The sequence below is a fragment of the Rhodococcus sp. P4_B6 genome, assembly GCF_056402215.1.
Window position 1 is genome coordinate 1 of record NZ_JBFUHV010000035.1, and the last position, 17,289, is coordinate 17,289.

Consider the following 17,289-nt stretch of genomic DNA (forward strand, 5'->3'; position numbering starts at 1 on the left):
GAACGTACCCGATGCCGGCCTCTCCCCTCAACTTCGCCGAATCGGGACGACTCCCCGCACGTCGCGCCCCCCAACTGGGCGAGCACACGGACGAAATCCTCACCGACGTACTCGGTTTGGCCGACCATGAGATCGGAAAACTCCACGATTGCGGCGTCGTCGCAGGGCTGCTGAAGTAATTTCCGAGAGCACGGGGTGTGCCCATCTCTGATTTCCGATCGACTTCAATAGCGTCAACAACGTTGACTGACCACGTCACAGACGGTGCGCGTCAGGTCGGTCCAGACCAACCGACCGACACTCGGGGCACCGTTCGCATGTAGAGGAGAATCATGGTTGAGAACTCGAACAACACGAAGGCGCTCGAGGGCCTTCGCGTGATCGACGCAGCGTCGCTCGCCGCAGCGCCATTGGTCGCGACTTACCTCGCGGAGTTCGGCGCGGAAGTGGTCAAAATCGAAGAACCCCAAGGTGGGGACGCACTTCGCGCATGGGGAGTCCGCAAGGACGGTATCGGCCTCATGTGGAAGAGCGTCGCACGCAACAAGAAGACTGCCACCGCCAACCTGCGTACCGCCGAAGGGCAACAGCTGATACGAGACCTGGCCGCCGAGGCGGACGTAATTGTCTTCAACACAAGGCCGAGCACACTCGAGAAGTGGGGACTCGACTACGAGTCGATGCGCCACACTCACCCGCATCTAATTTATCTACACATCACGGCGTTCGGCGAGGGTGGCCCCGACAGCGACCGTCCTGGCTTCGGAACCCTCGGCGAAGCAATGAGCGGTTTCGCGTACACCACCGGTGAAGCCGGAGGCCCGCCGACTCTCCCCTCCTTCATGCTCGCAGACGGTGTCGCCTCTCTCAACGCTGTCTACGCCACCATGATTGCGCTCTATCACCGCGACCTTCGAGGTGGAGGTGGACAGAAGATAGACGTAAACCTCGTCGAGCCCCTCGCGCGACTGCTCGAGCAGTCCGTTCTCACCTACGATCAACTCGGAATCAATACCACACGCCAAGGCAATCGGTGGGCGATCACCGTTCCGCGCAACACCTATCGAACCAAAGATGACCGATGGATTGTCATGTCGGGCAGTGCACCCTCGATCGCGCTGCGCGTCTACAAGGCGATCGGGCGACCCGAACTGGTCGACGTACCGGAGTTCGCGGACCCGCAGATGCGGCTCGAACACGCCGATGAGATCGATGAAATGGTCGCGAACTGGGTAGAGGCCCGCACATTTGACGAGGTCATGGAGACCTTCAGTCGCGAGCAGGTTGCCGTGGCACCGGTGTATAACGCACAGCAACTGCTCGATGATGAGCATCACATGGCCCGCGGAACGTTTGTCCGCGTATCAGATTCCGACCTGGGCAGCATGCAGGTGCAAGGACCAGTACCTCGCTTGTCGGCGACGCCGGGCAGGGTGGAGCACCTAGGGCGCGACCTGGGAGCCGACACGGAGACAATCTACACATCATGGCTTGGCCTTGAAGCCGATGAGATCGCAAAACTCAAGGCGGCGGGAACAATATAGTGTTCGCCGACCCAGCATGAGTTCGGGTCGCCGCCGGCCGGCCACCAACACCGTGTATCCGTCTTCGACGACACGAAGTCACGAACTGGATGCCCTTGGGCCGAGGTCGTCCAGAAGCGTTTGACGATCGACCGGATGCGGTGACGTCGCCCCGGTCGGCGGCCGGCCGGGGCGGGGCTTCCCGACTACCTCACGCGAAGGTGTCGGAAAATCCGTGGAACGCCCGGCGGAAGTAGACTGTCGGAACCCGGGGGCTGAGTTGAGTATCCTCCACTCTTCCAATCAAAATCGTGTGGTCTCCGCCGTCGGACTTTGCATGAGCCACGCACCWGAGGAGAACGCTCGCGTCAGGGAGGACCGGTATTCCGTGTCGGTCGGCCTGAAATGTGCCGCCTGCAAATTTGTCCGCACCTCGAGTTGCAAACCGACCCGCAATATCCTGCTGTTGATCATGGATGATGTGAACGTTCCAGCGAGATGCTTTCTCGAATGCGGTATGACATTGCGCTGTCTTGGCGAGACAGGAGAGGACGAGGGGCGGATCCATTGATACGGAGCAAAACGACGACGCCGTGAATCCCCACCATTCTCCTCGGTCGTCCACAGTCGTCACGATTGTCACGCCACTCGGAAAAGAAGCCATTGCATCCTTGAATAGTTTGGCTTCGGTAATACTCGGATCTGAGCCGAGATCAGACAATGCTCGCGAGTTCATGAGGGTCCTTCCAGCTTTGGGGCTTCGATGTACGCGTTCGTCCGCAGGTGCATGGCAGAAGTGCCGAAGAGTCTCCAATATATCAGAATGACCTGATATATTGGAGACTCGTTCGGGCGTGCGTCGGGAGTCGGGTGACGCAGCAGAAACGGTCGAAATCAACTCGGTCACCACCGCACACCCACCGAACGCAACGACCACTCGACCGACGCCCGCGCAAGGGTCAAAGATCCCGGCATTTTCCGAGGTCAGGCGCCTCATTGCATATTTCGACCGATTGGTCTAATGTTGCCTCCGTCACACACGTTCAATTGCCTTTGCTTGTTACTCGACCCACTTCGTCCCCGCATGGTCGTCGACCGGTCCATCCAAGAGAGTGACCGGCATGTCCGAGAGAGTCAGTATCGATGTCTTCAGAAGTCAGCGACAGCGTTCGGCCGCTACGACCACTTTCGGTCATCATCGGAATCCTTCTCTTCGCAGACATAGTCAGCGGATTCGAATCGACGATGATGTTCACCGCACTTCCGCGGTTGATGACGGCGTTCGACGCCTCTCCTGCTGATGTCAGCTGGGTGTTGACCGCGTTCCTGCTCACCGCCGCCGCCTCCGCAGCCGTATGCGGAAGACTCGGTGACATCTACGGACGCCGCCGAATGCTGATCCTCCTGCTGCTGATCTCGGCAATTGGGTCGATCATCAGCGTGTCAACAGGAACGCTCATCGGGGTTATCGTCGGTCGAGCGGTTCAAGGCGTGGCTGGAGGGATCCTGCCGTTGTGCTTTGGGCTCGCACGCGAGTACCTCCCGAAGGAACGCGTCCCAGTAGCAGTGGCGGTAATCGCGGGGAGCGCAATGCTCGCCGGCGCATCCGGAAACATCATCGCCGGCGCGCTGATCGACACATTGGATTGGCACTACATCTTCATCGCCGCCACGGGGGTCGCCCTGCTCGCGGCAGCGGCTTGCACAGCACTCCCCCGATCGACGGTCGTCGCACAGGTCGCGCGCATCGATTGGATCGGCGCCGTACTGTTCGCGCCGGCAATTGCATTGGTGCTTTTCGGTATTACCAACTCCAAGTCGTGGACGTGGATGGACAGCCGGACGATCGGTACCATCCTCGCCGGAATCGCATTGTTCGGGCTGTGGGCTTGGTGGGAGCTTCGTATCGACTCTCCGATGATCAATTTACGTCTGTTCTTCCATCGGAATCTCATGCTGACGATGTTTGCGACCGCCTTTCTTGCGATCGGCACGATGGGTTCGACGGGTTTCCTTCTCCCGCTCATCATGCAGAATCCGACAACCGCGCCCGTCGGTCTGGGTCTCAGCCCAACCGCAGCGGGTGCGCTGGCATTCTGCACGGCAATCGTGGGGTTCCTGTTCTCACCGGTCAGCGGTTGGGTGTCTGCACGTGCTGGGTCCCGGCGAGCGTTGATTATCGGCACCGTTTTCGCCATGCTCGGGGCGGTCGCCCTCTCGGTGCTTCATACGACCGTCGCGGGCATGATCGTCGCTGCGTTGTTCCTGACGATGGCCACGTCATTCATACTCTCGTCGCTGCCGAACCTCGTCGTCGAAGCCGTTCCGGCGGAGAACACCAGCGAAGCCACCGGCGTCAACGCGGTTGCCCGCCAAGCCTTCGCCGGGATCGGAACCTCGATCTCCACGATGATTCTGAGCATGTCCGTCGTTCCGGGAACAAACTTCAGCACGGAAAGCGCCTATCTGCAGGTCTTCGCTCTCATCGGCGTATGCAGCCTTGCCGCTCTACTTCTCGCGCTCCTCATTCGTACGCCCGCCCGCAAAGTTGTCGGGGAGAGCAAGACTTCCTTGGCCCGCGCGAACTGAAGGGGACGAGTGACGTGCCGCATCAGTAACAAATGCGCACCGGATCAGGAGAATCGTATGCGGGACTCATAGGGCGGCGCCCGCGATGGTGCGCCGCTCCCGTCACTCAGTTCTGGTCGACAGAGATCCGAGTCAGGGGCGGTCGCACCATGTCGGACAATGCGAGGGAACGGTCACGTGCAGCTGTCAGTGCTTCCTGAAAAGTCCGTCGAATCTCGGATCCTTCGAAGACCTCCAACGCCGCGGCAGTTGTCCCCGCAGGCGATGTCACGGCTGCCCGTAATTCGACCAGGTCGACATCACCGATACCTAGCATCGCGGCTGAACCGGCCAACGTTCCGGTCACCAACCGGCCTGCCGTATCCCGGTCCAGTCCCAGTGCCATTGCGGCGTCGATCATCATCTCCGCGACGAGGAACACGTACGCAGGACCCGATCCGGAGACTGCGGTGACGGCATCGAGCTGGTCCTCGGAAACGCGCAGTACCTCACCGACCGATTCCAGCACGGACTCGACAAGCCTCAAATCGTGTTCGGTTGCTGCGGCGCCACGCGCGATCGCGGTGACCGCCGCGCCCACCGTCATCGGCGTGTTCGGCATCGCGCGTACCACCGGCATCACCGAGGGAAGAAATTGCTCGATCCGCTTGGTAGCCACCCCGGCCACCACCGACAGCACGACAGGGCGAATAGTCGAGCCGCGCAACGCTGACCCGAGGCCGGTCAGCACCTCCTCGATCTGCTGCGGCTTCACCGCCACGACCAGGACGTCACATTCGTCGGGAAGATCGCGCAGATCGGTTACTCGGACCCCGTGCCTACGCGCGACCTCGAATGTCCGTTCCACGCTGCGACCGATGACGGTGATCGATTCGGCGGGCATCCCCGCTCGACACAGTCCTGCTACGAGTGCCTCGCCTATCCGGCCGACACCAATGACGGTAACTCTCACCCAAGAATGTTCACACGACATGGGTTGTGCCACAAACTGTCTCGGGCACCCACTGTCCAGAAGCTTCCTCAACGGTCAGGTGTCCGCCCCACGAGGTCGACAACCGGATGAACACTCGCAGTGCCCACGGCAATTCGGAACCGCCGAACCTTGCCGACACTGGTGCGTGGGAGTTCATCGATGACGTGCCACGATCGCGGCCTCGCTGCAGGCGCCAAGTTGCCGATCGCCCATTGTTCCAGGGCATCGACATCTGGTGGTTGCGTGCTGTCCCGCGGCACCACGTACGCCACAGGAACATGATCGCGGATGGGGTCTGGTTGCGCGATCACGGCGGCCTCCAATACTCCCGGCGCCTGCGCGACTATTGACTCCACCTCGGTAAGACTGACGTTTTCGCCAGATACCTTGATGACGTCGTCGGCACGACCCACGAACTGGTACATACCGCTGTCCGGATCGGCTACCACGAGGTCGCCGGTGTCGAACCAGCTCGTGCCGTCCGGGAGATCGGTGAAGGCGCGGTTCGTCGTCTCCTGGTCGTCCAAATAGCACTGAAAGAGGTCAGAACCCCGCACTCCCCGTACGCGGAGCTTTCCCGGCGTGCCGGGTGGAGTCGGTTGGCCATCTTCGGCATCGACAACGTCCACCACACGACTGCCTAACGGTTCCCCGATGACGTCATGACGCAAGGGGACACTGGTGTCGCCGGTCACCGCGGCAACCGTCTCCGTCATGCCGTAGAGCTGGCGAGGACGGCAACCCACGAGCTCGGCGAAATGCTCATAGTGCTCACGGCCGAGGCTCTGGGCGAACCACACGTGTTCGAGATGCAGTGGCGGACGATCGATGCCGCATCGAGCGAGAATCATACGAATGGGTGCGGCGAACAGGCTGGCGTGGGTGGCCCCCAATTCGTGTGCTTGATGAACCCAGCGCGAGGCCGAGAAGGTTCGGGTCAGTGCGACACTCGCTCCGGTCACGATGGCAGGGGCAAAACAGTAGTACTGAGCGTTGGCGTGGAAGAGCGGCAGTGCCACCAGCCAGCGGTGATCTGGACGGAGACCGACGGCAGCAGCCATGACTTCTCCGACCGTGCTGTAGTTCTCCTGGGTGAGGCTTACGCCCTTCGGCTCGGAGGTTGTGCCTGACGTGAACATCACCGCGAGTCGATCGAATAGTGCGATGTCACAGGTTGCCACGGTGACCGGTTGGTCAGCGACAAGTGGCCCGTCAGGCGATACGTCGGAGGTCGTTTCGTCCATCTCGAGAATTGTGGGGACCATTCCCTGTGCCCCAGCCCGGTACGTCTCCGCCCGGGATCGGGCACATACCCCCACCGTGGGTTGGGTCCGTCGAATCTGGCTGGCGATATCGCGTACTGCAGAGGCTGGGTCAACCGGCACCAGGAAGGCACCGAGTCGCGCGGTTGCGAGCCAGAGCGCCACGAACGCGGGACTGTTTCGCAGGGCGACGTGTACTGCAGAGCCTCGCCGGACCCCGTGCCGGCAGAGGGTGCCCCCGGTCTCTGCAACGATCTGATCGAAGTCTCGGTATGAATACGTCGTTGTGTCCGTGTCGTCGTGAAACACCAGGAACGGTTGGTCGCCGTGGTCGGCGACGGCAGCTTCCCAGTGCTCGTTGAACGTTCGGCGGAGACTCTGACCTCTCACGAGTCGGCTCCGGTCAGCCGGTTACTCGCAAGCGCCACGGAAAGCCCGACGCCTACGGTGCCCGCCATCGGGTTCAGCACTCTGTCCTCGAGATTCACAACACCCGCCTCAATCCCGGTAGGACGGGTCGGTGCGGTCGAGCTTGCGCAGCAGAGACGGCCATTCCCGGTCGTTGGAGGTGCCGAGATCATTGAGCCACTGCCGGACGGTCAGTTCGATTACCTCCGTTGGAGGAATGATCAGGGGCCTGCCTGTGGACAGTGCGAGTAGCTGGGTCCGAGCGGACTTGTCCAGATAGTAGGTTTCGGTGAACGCATGTCCCACACTGCGTCCAACCGTGAGGGTGCCGTGGTTGCGCAGGATCAGACCAATATTGTCGCCGAGGTCGGTGATGAATCGCTGCTGCTCGTCCGAGCTGAGCGCAATGCCTTCGTAGTCGTGATATCCGAGACGACCGTGGAAGCGCATCGCGTGCTGGGTTAGCGGCAGCAGTCCGTTCTCGAAGGTGGACAAGGCCATGCCCGCTTCAGTGTGTAGGTGCATCACACACTGAGCGTCTTCCCGCGCGCCGTGGATCGCACCGTGGATGACGAAGCCGGCAGCGTTTGGCCGGTGCGGACTGTCACCGATGACGTTGCCGTCGAGGTCGATCTTGACCAGGTTCGAGGCGGTGACCTCGTCGAAGCCGAGGCCGAGAGGGTTGACAAGGAAATGATGCTCCGGCCCTGGTACGCGAGCTGAGATGTGGGTGTAGATCAGGTCGTCCCAGCCGAATAGTGCACAGAGTCGGTAAGCGGCGGCCAGGTCGCAGCGGACGGCGAGCTCTGCATCCGAGATCGGGCCGTTGTCTTCCCTTCGAGTGACTGGCAATTCGAAGGAGGAGTACTCCGGATCGGGGGCAGTAGACATTGGCGCTCTTCTTTCGGGAGGTCTGTCCGAACTTATAATAGAACTGAACGTTCAGTTCATAACAGTGGCCTTCATTGTTGGAGGCGGATGGCTCTATGTCAACACCCGACAGGCGGAGAACAGCGATAGAGGCGCACAGAAGCATCCGGACAGACGGACGGCCATTCATGCAATGAGCCGGTCAGGGCCGCGCGAGCAAATAGACGATCTACGACCGGCCGTCTACGGTGGCGGGCGGACAATTGAACTGAACTGTGCGTTCAGACGATGCAGTGAGGTGCCCCTATGCCAACTCCGACAGAAGCCGAGTCGACCAAACCTGGGACCACGCGCCCACGGCGAACCCAGAACGGTCCGCGTGCCGAAGCAGCGATCCTCGACGCGGCCTATCAGCTGCTACTGGAGCAGGGCCTGGAGGCCGCGACAGTCGAGGCCATCGCCGCGAAAGCCGGCGTCAGTAAGGTAACCATCTACAAGTGGTGGCCGAACCGAGCCGCGGTCATAATGTCGGCCTTTCTTCGCGAATCGGGGGACGTGTTGCCGTACCCGGACAACTTCCAACTCGATCAGGTCGAGGACCGACTGCTGCAGATGGCCGAGTCCTTCCGCGGCGCCACAGGCACCGCGATGGCCGCCCTTATCGCCGCGGGACAGTTCGATCCCGAGATTGCGCAAGCCTTCCGCGACGGCTACATCAACGAACGGCGACGCCACGGGCTGGATATTGTGCGCGCAGCTATCGACGCCGGACAGATCCGACCTGCCGACCCTGATGTCGTACTCGACTTGCTCTATGCACCCCTCTACTTCCGCCTTGTCGTCGGCCACAGGCCGCTCGATGACGATGCCGTCCGTGAACACGTCCGCCTCGTGTTGGCTGGCCTCGAGCCCGAGTGAAGAGACGAGCAGCACGTCCGCATCCGCCCGCGAATGCCCCATGCGATACGGGTTCTGCCGGCAGACCCAGGCACCTACCGGCAAATCCCCACTGCCGGAGCGGTACCCCAGGCTGGAGTGAAGCGAGATGTCCTCCGCCCACTGACACTTCGGACCCTTTCACATTCACCACGGCCGCAATCTAGCGGAATTTTCGACCGGACGATACATTAAACCTGCCGAGCGACGCACGTGCCGGAGACGCTGTTCTGAGGCCATGAACACGGAAGAGATGACGAGCAAGCCCGATTGAGGGTGGTTCGCCGACTCTCAGGTCGAGAAAAGCCTCCGTCGAACAATGAGCGACGAGATGCGGACGTCGCTGTGGAATGACCGATGAAGTCAACATGCGCACCGGCGAAGTCCGCAGCGCAGGAGGGAAAATGCGAATGCGTTTAGAGGACAGGGTCGCAGTCATCACCGGCGCGGGTTCGGGCATCGGAAAGGCCATGGCACATCGATTCGCCAGCGAAGGAGCGAAGGTCGTCTGCGTAAGCATCAGCCGGAATGGCATCGACGTCGCCGACGAGATCGGTACCGCGGCCGTCGGGGTTCAAGCAGATGTCAGTGAGGAAGCGGATGTTCGACGATTCATCGCGACGGCCGAGGAAGAATACGGCCGGATCGACATCCTTGTGAACAACGCGGGATTCGGCGGCGGACTGATGCCACTGCACGAGCAGACCACAGAGAATTGGGACCGTGTTCATGGAGTCAACCTCAGAGGGGTCTTCTTCTGCATGAAGTACGGCATCCTTTCCATGCGGGAGTCCGGCGGCGGATCGATTGTCAATATCTCATCGGCAACGGCGGTCGTCGGCTGGAAGCATCATGGCGTGTACAGCGCGGCGAAGGCGGGCGTCAACCAGCTCACGAAGGCCGCCGCACTCGACTACGCCGACGACAACATCCGGGTGAATGCAGTGTGCCCCGGCACGATCTGGACGGGCCTTGTGCCGCACGCCCGACTGTTCCCAACTCCGCCGGCAGGCACATCCCGAGTCGCGGGAATCCCTATGGATCGTTGGGGTCTATCTGATGAGATCGCCGCTGCTGCGCTGTTCTTGGCAAGCGATGAATCCTCTTACATGACTGGAGTAGTGATGCCAGTGGACGGTGGTTACTCAGTGGGGTTCTCAGGTATGGGCGCAGAGAAGACCGGCCAGTCCAGTGYGTGAGACATGCCAAACGGCGTGATCGTGGTTCCAGAACTGGCGCGCAGAAACACCTTCGATCCTCCACCCGTCGCAGAAGGGCACGATCACCGGGGTCGTCCGTGCACCCCGCACCAACGCCACGAAGCGGCGCCCCGTCTCCGGGGCGCCGCTCTTCGGGACGCTCAGTAACTCGGCACCGATGCGCCGATGGCTTCGGCCGCCGCGGACACGGTGTCGCGCTGTGAACCCGCGACCATGAGCGACACGAGGTCGAATACCACGGTAGCGGCTGCGACACAGGTGATTTCGGCGTGATCATAGGCCGGGGCCACCTCGACGACGTCGGCGCCGACGACGTTGAGCCCGGTCAGCTGGCGCAGCATCCGGAGCAGTTCGCGGGATGTCAGGCCACCTGCTTCCGGCGTGCCGGTTCCGGGGGCGAATGCGGGGTCGAGGACGTCGATGTCGATCGACACGTACACCGGGACGTCCCCGACGCGCCGGCGGACCACGTCGACGGCCGCCTCGATGCCCATCACGTCCAGATCGCCCGCGCGGATGATCMGGAATCCCATCCGCGCGTCGTCGTTCAGGTCGGCCTGGTCGTAGATCGGACCGCGGATTCCGACGTGGATGGAGTGGTCCTCGACCAGAAGACCCTCTTCGAACGCGCGCCGGAAGATCGTCCCGTGCGTCACCGGTGCGTTGAAATAGGTGTCCCAGGTGTCGAGGTGAGCGTCGAAGTGCACCAGGGCAATCGGTCCGTGCTTGGCGTGCAGCGCCCGCAGATTCGGCAGGGCGATCGTGTGGTCGCCGCCGATCGAGACGATCTTGCGGTCGCCGCCGCCGAGAATCTCGGCGGCGTGTGCCTCGATCTGCCGGCAGGCCTCGCCGATGTCGTACGGCGTCACTGTCACGTCACCGGCGTCGACGACCTGCACTTCTTCGAGCGGTGCGACGCCGAGTTCGACGTGATAGCCGGGGCGCAGCGCACGCGCCGCCTGCCGGACGGCCATGGGGCCGAACCGGGCGCCGGGCCGGTACGACGTGCCGCCGTCGAAGGGGACACCGAGGATCGCGATGTCGTAGTCGTCGACCTCGTGGATGTCGGCGATGCGGGCGAACGTGCCCTTGCCGGCGTAGCGGGGAACCTGGGTTGCGGGCAGTGCACCGACGAGGGATTCTCTGGGCTGGGGCATGGCTGTCTCTCCTGTACTCGGGAAGGTTCTTGTCAGGTCAGGCGCGGGTCACGGGCGCCGGGTCGGGATCGGCGGACTTCTCTACTTCTGATTCGGTTTTCGACGCGGTGTCCGACAGCGACGCGCCGCGGGTCTCCGGTGCGAGGAAAATGGAGGCGACGAGTCCGACCAGGGTGACCACCGCGCCGATCATCAACGCCCCGCTGGCTCCGAACGTCACCAGCGCCATCGGCATCAGATAGGTGCCTGCGGCAGAGCCGATGCGGCTGATCGCCGTGCCCATACCGACCGCGGTGGCCCGAACCTCGGTGGGGAACAACTCGTTCGGGTAGACCACCTCGAGGAAGCTCGAGGCACCCGAGCTGATGGCGAACACCGCGAGTGCGAGGAAGAAGATCTTCGCCGAGACGTCGGGAATCAGCGCGGGCACGGCGAGGGCGACGACGATGATCGCGAACGACCCGATCAGCAACTTCCGGCGGCCGATCTTCTCGACCAGCCACAGTCCGGGTATGCCGCCGACCACGAACAGGATCGCGATGAGGAGCGAGCCGCCGTACAGGTTGGCGTCGCCGTACAGCCCGAAGGACTCGAGAAGGTCGGGGGCGAACGTGTACACCGCGAACAGCGGGATCACCTGGGCCGTCCAGAAGATCGCCACGAAGATGGTGCGTCGCAGGTAGGGCTTCTGGAACACCCGGAAGAAGGACGTGCTGACGACGGGTTCCTCGGGAAGGTCGGCGACGCCGTACTGCTCGCCGAAGACGCGCTTGATGGACGCGTCGGCCTCCGCCATCCGCCCCTTGCTCATCAGCCAGCGGGGAGACTCCGGGGTGCCCATCCGGGCGAGCAGCGTGATGATCGCGAAGATCGCCGGGCTCGCCAGCAGGAAGCGCCACGCGTCGGGTCCGAGGCCTCTCGCGAAGAAACCGACCACGTACGCGGCCGCGGCGCCGACGGCCCACACCACGAACATGGCACCCAGCAGTCGGCCACGCTGCCGTTTCGGCAGGAACTCGGCGAGCAGCGACGTGGCGATCGGATAGTCGGCGCCGATGGCGACACCCAGCAGGAACCGCAGCAGGATGACCTGCCAGGCCTCACCGCAGAACGCGGAGAGGACGGAGAACACGGCGAGCGCGACGAGGTCGGCGATGTACATGACGTGCCGGCCGATCTTGTCCGTCACGTACCCGAACACACCGCCGCCGACGAAGATACCGACCAGACTGGCCGCGCCGATGAGACCGATCTCGGTGGCACTGAGATCCATGGCCGGTTCGAGGGTGATCAGCGCGACGCCGATGATCGACAACGCGAAGCCGTCGATGAACGGCCCGCCGGAGGAGAACGCTGTCAGCTTCTTGTGGAAGGAGGTCAACGGTGCATCGTCTATGAGATGACCGGTACTAGTCATTGGGGCTCCTGGACTGGATCAAGTGCGGGTGCTGCCGGTTGTGACGTCCAACACAGACTGCCTGGCCGTTCCGGCGCAGCACGAGTAGCCAATGCGCAAAACCGGTGGTTACGCTTTATTCGATCGCACAAACGTGATTGGGCATTGACGCAGAGGAGGCTCCGTGGCTGTCACCGTCGGCGAGCTGGTCGAGATCCCGCACCTGCGCCTGGAGGTGTATTCCGGGGCGTCCGGTCTCGGTCGCGAGGTCTCCTGGACCCACACCTCCGACCTGCCCGAACCGTGGCGATGGGTCACCGGCGGCGAGTTCCTGATGACCAACGGCATGTCGTTCCCGAAGTCGGCGAAGGAGCAGGCCGACCTGGTCCGGCACCTCGCGGACGCCGGAGTAGCCGGGCTGGGCATCGGCGAGAACATGTACTGCCCGCGCCTGACGGCGGCATTCACACGCACCAGCGACGAACTGGGCTTCCCGGTCCTGTGGATCCGGTACCCCCTCCCCTTCGTCGCCATTTCCCGGTCGGTGGCCGAAGCCACCCTCGTCGACCAGTCGCATCGCCTCGCTCGCACCGTCCGGATCTACGACCTGATCCGCAGGCACACCGCCCGCGGCGCCGCGCCCGCCGACCTTCTGTCTGCACTCGCGCGCGAACTGGGTTGCGAGATTCAGGTGTGCGACCGCGCCACCGGGGAGCCCTGGTTTCCGGGCACGACCCCGCTGGACCCGACGATCAGCGACGCCGTGGTGGCGTTGTCCGAGGCGTCGAAGAACGTGGCGGGCGGCGCGTACGGACTTCCGTCGGTCGGCGACCGGGCGGCGATGCTCACCGACATCCCCCGCCACGCGGGCGCCGCACTCGTCACGCTGAGCGATCCACGGGTCGGCGTCGACCCGATCCAACTCCAGCACGCTGCCACCGTGGTCGCCATCGAACTGTCCCAGACACAGTTGATGCTCGAACACGAACGCCGTTACGGTTCAGGGCTTCTCACCCAGATGCTCGAAGGACGCATGGATATCGCCGGGGTCACCGCCCAGCTCGCCGATCTCGGCTTGAAACCCGAGTCCGCCGTGTTGGTGGCGGCGCGCAGCGAAGAGCCGGAACGGATGCTCGAACTGCACAATTCGCTGTGGCGGCACACCCTTCCGTATCTGTGCCTGGTGCGCATGGGTACCGCGCACGTCCTGGTGCCGGACGGCCCGGACACCGACTCCGTGCTGTCCCGCGCGCTGGGCCCGACCGCCCGCATCGGCATCAGCCGAACCCTCGGGTCCCTCGCACGTTTTCAGGATGCGGCCCGGGAGGCCCTGTGGGCACTGTCGATCGCCGAACGACGCGAGACGATCGTTTCCCGATACGGCAGCGCCGTCCCGTGGGTCGGGCTGTCGAGCGTGGCCGACGCACAAACCCTGGTGGACAGGATCCTGCGCCCGGTTCTGGACTACGACGAACAGCACAACTCGAGACTCGTCGAAACACTCGACGCGTTCCTGCAGAACCAGCGGTCGTGGCAGCAGACCGCGCAGGCGATGCACATTCACCGGCAGACCGTCATGTACCGCATCCGCAAGGTCGAGGCGCTGACGTCCCGCGACCTGGCGGACACCAATTCACTGTCCGAGCTCTGGCTCGCCGTGCGCGCTGCGGAACTGCTCTACACCCGCGACCGGGACTGGTCGGAGTCGACGGACGACAATCTCAGGCCGACACCGAGAAGACGTCGGCCAGGTGGGTGATTCGCAAGGCGCGAGCGAGTTTGGGGAGGTCGCTACCGTCGGCGACGTTCTCGCCCTGTGCGCCGAGTTGTGCGATGACCTCGGTGGCCCATGCCACGTCGGTGTGTTGCGGGGACAGTTCACGATTGACGGTCGCCGTGTCACCGGCACGCATGCAGAGCTTGCCGGTCATGCCCATCGTCCTGGTGACGGCCAGGGCGTCGGTGAGATCGGGTTCGCCTGTCAGGCACGGGCCGTCGATGGGACCGGAGATCCCGGCGGCGCGGCTGGCGACGACGAGTCGCCCCCGCGCGTACGCCAATGCGTCGGGGGCATCGCCCGCGCCGGTGTCCCGGCGGAAGTCGCCGGTGCCGAACGCTATTCGGGTCGTCGAGTCCGCCGAGGCGATGTCGAAGGCGAACTCCACGCCCCGCGCCGATTCGACCAGGGCGAGGATCGGCGTCTGCGGCAGCTCGGCGGCCGTGCGGTCGACGTGGTCCGCGGATTCGGTCTTGGCGAGCATCACGCCGCGCAGGCCGGGGAGCCCGCGGATCGCGTCCAGATCATCGGCCCAGTCCGCGGTGGTGACATTGTTGATGCGCACCCACCCAGCACCCCCACCGGCGAGGAAGCCGGCCACATGGTCGCGGGCCCGCGTTTTCGAGGCCGGAACGACGCCGTCCTCGAGGTCGAAGATGACTGCGTCGGCCGCCGAGTTCGTGGCTGCGGCGAACTCTTCCGGGCGCGAGCCCGCGACCAGGAGCCAGGAGCGCGCATGTGTCGCGGGGACTGCGACGGCCTGTGCCGGAGATGTGAGGGTCATCCGATTCTCGTTTCTCTCGATAGTGCGGGGTGGGATGCGTCGATCAGTGCGCGGCGACACCGGTGACGGGGTCGAGCGCGGCGAATTCGCGGTCCACGGTGGGCGCGGTGAGCAGGCCGGCGAGCCGACGGGGCGACAGGATGTCGTCGACCTGCGCCTGGGTGAGCAGACCGTCGTCGACGGCGAGGTCGCCGACGTAGGCGCCGGTCGCCAGGGCCCGCTTGGCGATGTCCGCGCTGGCGGTGTACCCGATGAACGGCGAGAGCGCGGTGACGATGCCGATCGAGCGCCGCACCCCCCTCTCGAGGTGGTCGCGGTTGGCGGTGATCCCGTCGACGCACTTCACAGCCAGGGTGTCCGCTGCCGCGGCCAGGTGCGTCGTCGAGCGCAGCAAGCTGTAGACGATCACGGGTTCGAACGCGTTGAGCTGAAGTTGCCCACCCTCGGCGGCCATCGTGACCGTCAGATCGTTCCCGATCACCTCGAACGCGACCTGGTTGACCATTTCGGGGATGACCGGGTTGACCTTGCCGGGCATGATCGACGAACCGGCCTGGGCCGGAGGCAGATTGATCTCGCCGAGCCCCGCCGTCGGCCCTGAGGACGTGAGCCGCAGATCGTTGCACGTCTTGGACAGTTTCACGGCGACACGTTTGAGGATGCCGGAGACCTGGACGAATGCTCCGCAATCCTGGGTGGCCTCGATGAGATTGCCTGCCGGGACGACCGGTTCACCGGTCAACTCACGCAAATAGTTGCAGGCGAGCGCGGAGTACTCGGGATGGCCGTTGATCCCGGTACCGATGGCGGTGCCACCGAGGTTGGATTCCAACAGCAGAAGCGCTCCCTCGGAGAGCCGGGCGCAGTCCTCGTTCAACATGATCGAGTAGGCCGCGAACTCCTGCCCCAGGGTCATCGGTACCGCGTCCTGCAGTTGGGTGCGACCCATCTTGACGATGTCGTCGAATTCGATCGACTTGCGCTCGAACGACTCCGCGAGCCGGCCGAGCGACGCGATCAACCGCCGGAGATGCTCGACCAGCGCCAGCTTGATCGCGGTCGGATACACGTCGTTGGTGGACTGCCCCAGGTTCACATGAGTGAGGGGGTCGAGTTCGGTGTAGGCGCCGCGTCCGAACCCCAGGATCTCGAGAGCACGATTCGCAATGACCTCGTTGGCGTTCATGTTCGACGAGGTACCCGCTCCGCCCTGGATCGGGTCGATCGGAAACTGGTCGAACAGCGCCCCGCCGCGGATCTCCGCGCACGCGGCGACAATGGCATCGGCGCGCCGGTCATCGATGAGACCCAGGTCTCGGTTCGCTTGGCAAGCAGCCTGTTTCACTGTCGCCAGCGATGCAACCAGCGCCGGGTACTGACCGATCGCTGACCCGGTGATCGCGAAATTCTCCATCGCGCGGGTGGTGTGGACGCCGTAGTACGCCCGCGCCGGTACCGCCAGATCTCCAATCGAGTCGTGCTCGATCCGCACATCGCACTCGCTCAACTTTTCCACCAACACCTATTCGCCGTTCTTCTCGACAGGGTCTATGACGTCGATCGCCGCTCGTCGAACAGTACACCACATCCAATATATTGGTTTGGTGACGGAAGATGTTCTCGGTGTCTTCACGGCAAGGGCGCCGGGCAGTCGCCCACGCGCCCCCAGGAGCGTGCGGCCTGCAGAGTTACAGTATCCAGTATGTTGCGTGATAATCCGGTGGAGCGCCCTCGCATGAGCGACGTCGCGTTCGAGCGGATCTGCGACGCGATCGTCACCGGTGAACTCGCGCCCGGATCCAAGGTCAAAGACAGCGAACTGGCCGAACATCTGGGCTTGAGCCGGACCCCGGTCCGTGAGGCGCTTGCACGGCTGATCGACACCGGACTCGTCGAGGCCAAACCCGCCGCCTTCACCCGGATCACCCCGTTGAACCGCGCCGACGTCGAATCAACGCTCGCAGTGATGGAAGTTCTGGACCAGCTGGCCGTGAAGACGGGGGTTCCCAACCTTACCGACGACATGATCGCCGTGATGCGCGGCGCCAACGACGACCTCGCGCAGGCGATCAAGGCCAACGACATCGGTGCCGCCCTCGCCGCGGACGACACCCTTCACGGCATCATCGTCGAGGCGGCCGCCAACCCACTGCTCAAGCGGCTCATGCACCAGGTGCACCCGCAGATCCACCGGATCTACTACCGCAAGTTCTCCAGCCTCCGCGGCTGGCAGGACGCCATCGAACACCACGACAAACTGATCGCCCTGTGCGCAACCCGGGACGGCGAAGCGGCGGCCGAAGTGTCCTCGCAGCACCGGCGATTCCTGGGCGGTCTGATCGGCGAACTCTTCGACATCGACGAGTCCGCCTCCGACACGTCGTAACCAGCTAC

At 63.6% G+C, this 17,289-nt stretch carries 14 protein-coding genes; 6 read left to right on the top strand and 8 right to left on the bottom strand.

Annotation, left to right across the window (positions count from 1 at the left end; all coding sequences use genetic code 11):
- The first annotated feature begins 332 nt into the window (after positions 1-332).
- On the top strand, positions 333-1,544 hold the full coding sequence (locus tag AC1DWT_RS18790) for a CaiB/BaiF CoA transferase family protein (protein ID WP_477921692.1): 1,212 nt from the start codon (positions 333-335) through the stop codon (positions 1,542-1,544).
- 190 nt (positions 1,545-1,734) lie between these two features.
- On the opposite strand, the gene AC1DWT_RS18795 is transcribed toward AC1DWT_RS18790, so the two are convergent.
- Positions 1,735-2,520, bottom strand: coding sequence for a flavin reductase family protein (locus tag AC1DWT_RS18795; protein WP_477921694.1), 786 nt, complete (start codon positions 2,518-2,520; stop codon positions 1,735-1,737).
- A gap of 146 nt (positions 2,521-2,666) precedes the next feature.
- Here AC1DWT_RS18795 and AC1DWT_RS18800 point away from each other — a divergent pair, with 146 nt between their 5' ends.
- Positions 2,667-4,112, top strand: a complete 1,446-nt coding sequence (locus tag AC1DWT_RS18800) for an MFS transporter (protein ID WP_095861903.1) — start codon at positions 2,667-2,669, stop codon at positions 4,110-4,112.
- Positions 4,113-4,218: 106 nt separating this feature from the next.
- Here the strand turns inward: AC1DWT_RS18800 and proC are convergent, their stop codons facing one another.
- The 3 genes from proC to AC1DWT_RS18815 form a co-directional block, all read right to left on the bottom strand.
- Entirely contained in the window at positions 4,219-5,085 is an 867-nt protein-coding gene (gene proC, locus AC1DWT_RS18805; protein ID WP_477921696.1) for a pyrroline-5-carboxylate reductase, read from the bottom strand.
- Between the two features lie 47 nt (positions 5,086-5,132).
- The gene (locus AC1DWT_RS18810) at positions 5,133-6,737 is read right to left on the bottom strand and encodes a class I adenylate-forming enzyme family protein (RefSeq protein ID WP_477921699.1); all 1,605 of its coding nucleotides are present in this window, start codon (positions 6,735-6,737) and stop codon (positions 5,133-5,135) included.
- A 108-nt stretch (positions 6,738-6,845) separates the two neighbouring features.
- Positions 6,846-7,646 (bottom strand): class II aldolase/adducin family protein, encoded by an 801-nt coding sequence (locus AC1DWT_RS18815; protein ID WP_095861900.1) that lies wholly within the window; start codon positions 7,644-7,646, stop codon positions 6,846-6,848.
- A gap of 285 nt (positions 7,647-7,931) precedes the next feature.
- Here AC1DWT_RS18815 and AC1DWT_RS18820 point away from each other — a divergent pair, with 285 nt between their 5' ends.
- Together AC1DWT_RS18820 and AC1DWT_RS18825 are read left to right on the top strand one after the other, a co-directional pair.
- The gene (locus AC1DWT_RS18820) at positions 7,932-8,543 is read left to right on the top strand and encodes a TetR/AcrR family transcriptional regulator (RefSeq protein ID WP_378678658.1); all 612 of its coding nucleotides are present in this window, start codon (positions 7,932-7,934) and stop codon (positions 8,541-8,543) included.
- A 368-nt stretch (positions 8,544-8,911) separates the two neighbouring features.
- Complete coding sequence (locus AC1DWT_RS18825; RefSeq protein WP_477921701.1) at positions 8,912-9,760, top strand: SDR family NAD(P)-dependent oxidoreductase; 849 nt, start codon at positions 8,912-8,914, stop codon at positions 9,758-9,760.
- Between the two features lie 161 nt (positions 9,761-9,921).
- Here AC1DWT_RS18825 and speB read toward each other — a convergent pair whose 3' ends face one another.
- Both speB and AC1DWT_RS18835 read right to left on the bottom strand, forming a co-directional pair.
- A complete protein-coding gene (gene speB / locus AC1DWT_RS18830; RefSeq protein ID WP_477921702.1) occupies positions 9,922-10,938 on the bottom strand; it encodes an agmatinase in 1,017 nt (338 codons plus the stop codon).
- Positions 10,939-10,975: 37 nt separating this feature from the next.
- Entirely contained in the window at positions 10,976-12,355 is a 1,380-nt protein-coding gene (locus AC1DWT_RS18835; protein WP_378678679.1) for an MFS transporter, read from the bottom strand.
- 163 nt (positions 12,356-12,518) lie between these two features.
- On the opposite strand from AC1DWT_RS18835, the gene AC1DWT_RS18840 reads away from it, so the two are divergent.
- Complete coding sequence (locus tag AC1DWT_RS18840) at positions 12,519-14,093, top strand: PucR family transcriptional regulator (protein ID WP_477921703.1); 1,575 nt, start codon at positions 12,519-12,521, stop codon at positions 14,091-14,093.
- Here AC1DWT_RS18840 and AC1DWT_RS18845 read toward each other — a convergent pair.
- Both AC1DWT_RS18845 and AC1DWT_RS18850 read right to left on the bottom strand, forming a co-directional pair.
- Complete coding sequence (locus AC1DWT_RS18845) at positions 14,056-14,895, bottom strand: HpcH/HpaI aldolase/citrate lyase family protein (protein ID WP_477921705.1); 840 nt, start codon at positions 14,893-14,895, stop codon at positions 14,056-14,058. The two genes, AC1DWT_RS18840 and AC1DWT_RS18845, sit on opposite strands and share 38 nt — an antisense overlap.
- Positions 14,896-14,938: 43 nt before the next feature.
- On the bottom strand, positions 14,939-16,387 hold the full coding sequence (locus AC1DWT_RS18850; protein WP_477921814.1) for an aspartate ammonia-lyase: 1,449 nt from the start codon (positions 16,385-16,387) through the stop codon (positions 14,939-14,941).
- A gap of 243 nt (positions 16,388-16,630) precedes the next feature.
- On the opposite strand from AC1DWT_RS18850, the gene AC1DWT_RS18855 reads away from it, so the two are divergent.
- Positions 16,631-17,281, top strand: a complete 651-nt coding sequence (locus AC1DWT_RS18855) for a GntR family transcriptional regulator (RefSeq protein ID WP_477921707.1) — start codon at positions 16,631-16,633, stop codon at positions 17,279-17,281.
- The last annotated feature ends 8 nt before the right edge of the window (positions 17,282-17,289 follow it).

Bases quoted from the DNA above. Each gene is read 5' to 3' on its own strand.
- AC1DWT_RS18855 (WP_477921707.1), top strand. From the start codon at position 16,631: ATGAGCGACGTCGCGTTCGAGCGGATCTGCGACGCGATCGTCACCGGT.
- AC1DWT_RS18835 (WP_378678679.1), bottom strand. From the start codon at position 12,355: ATGACTAGTACCGGTCATCTCATAGACGATGCACCGTTGACCTCCTTC.
- AC1DWT_RS18790 (WP_477921692.1), top strand. From the start codon at position 333: ATGGTTGAGAACTCGAACAACACGAAGGCGCTCGAGGGCCTTCGCGTG.
- AC1DWT_RS18815 (WP_095861900.1), bottom strand. From the start codon at position 7,646: ATGTCTACTGCCCCCGATCCGGAGTACTCCTCCTTCGAATTGCCAGTC.
- AC1DWT_RS18800 (WP_095861903.1), top strand. From the start codon at position 2,667: ATGTCTTCAGAAGTCAGCGACAGCGTTCGGCCGCTACGACCACTTTCG.
- AC1DWT_RS18845 (WP_477921705.1), bottom strand. From the start codon at position 14,895: ATGACCCTCACATCTCCGGCACAGGCCGTCGCAGTCCCCGCGACACAT.
- proC (WP_477921696.1), bottom strand. From the start codon at position 5,085: ATGTCGTGTGAACATTCTTGGGTGAGAGTTACCGTCATTGGTGTCGGC.
- AC1DWT_RS18820 (WP_378678658.1), top strand. From the start codon at position 7,932: ATGCCAACTCCGACAGAAGCCGAGTCGACCAAACCTGGGACCACGCGC.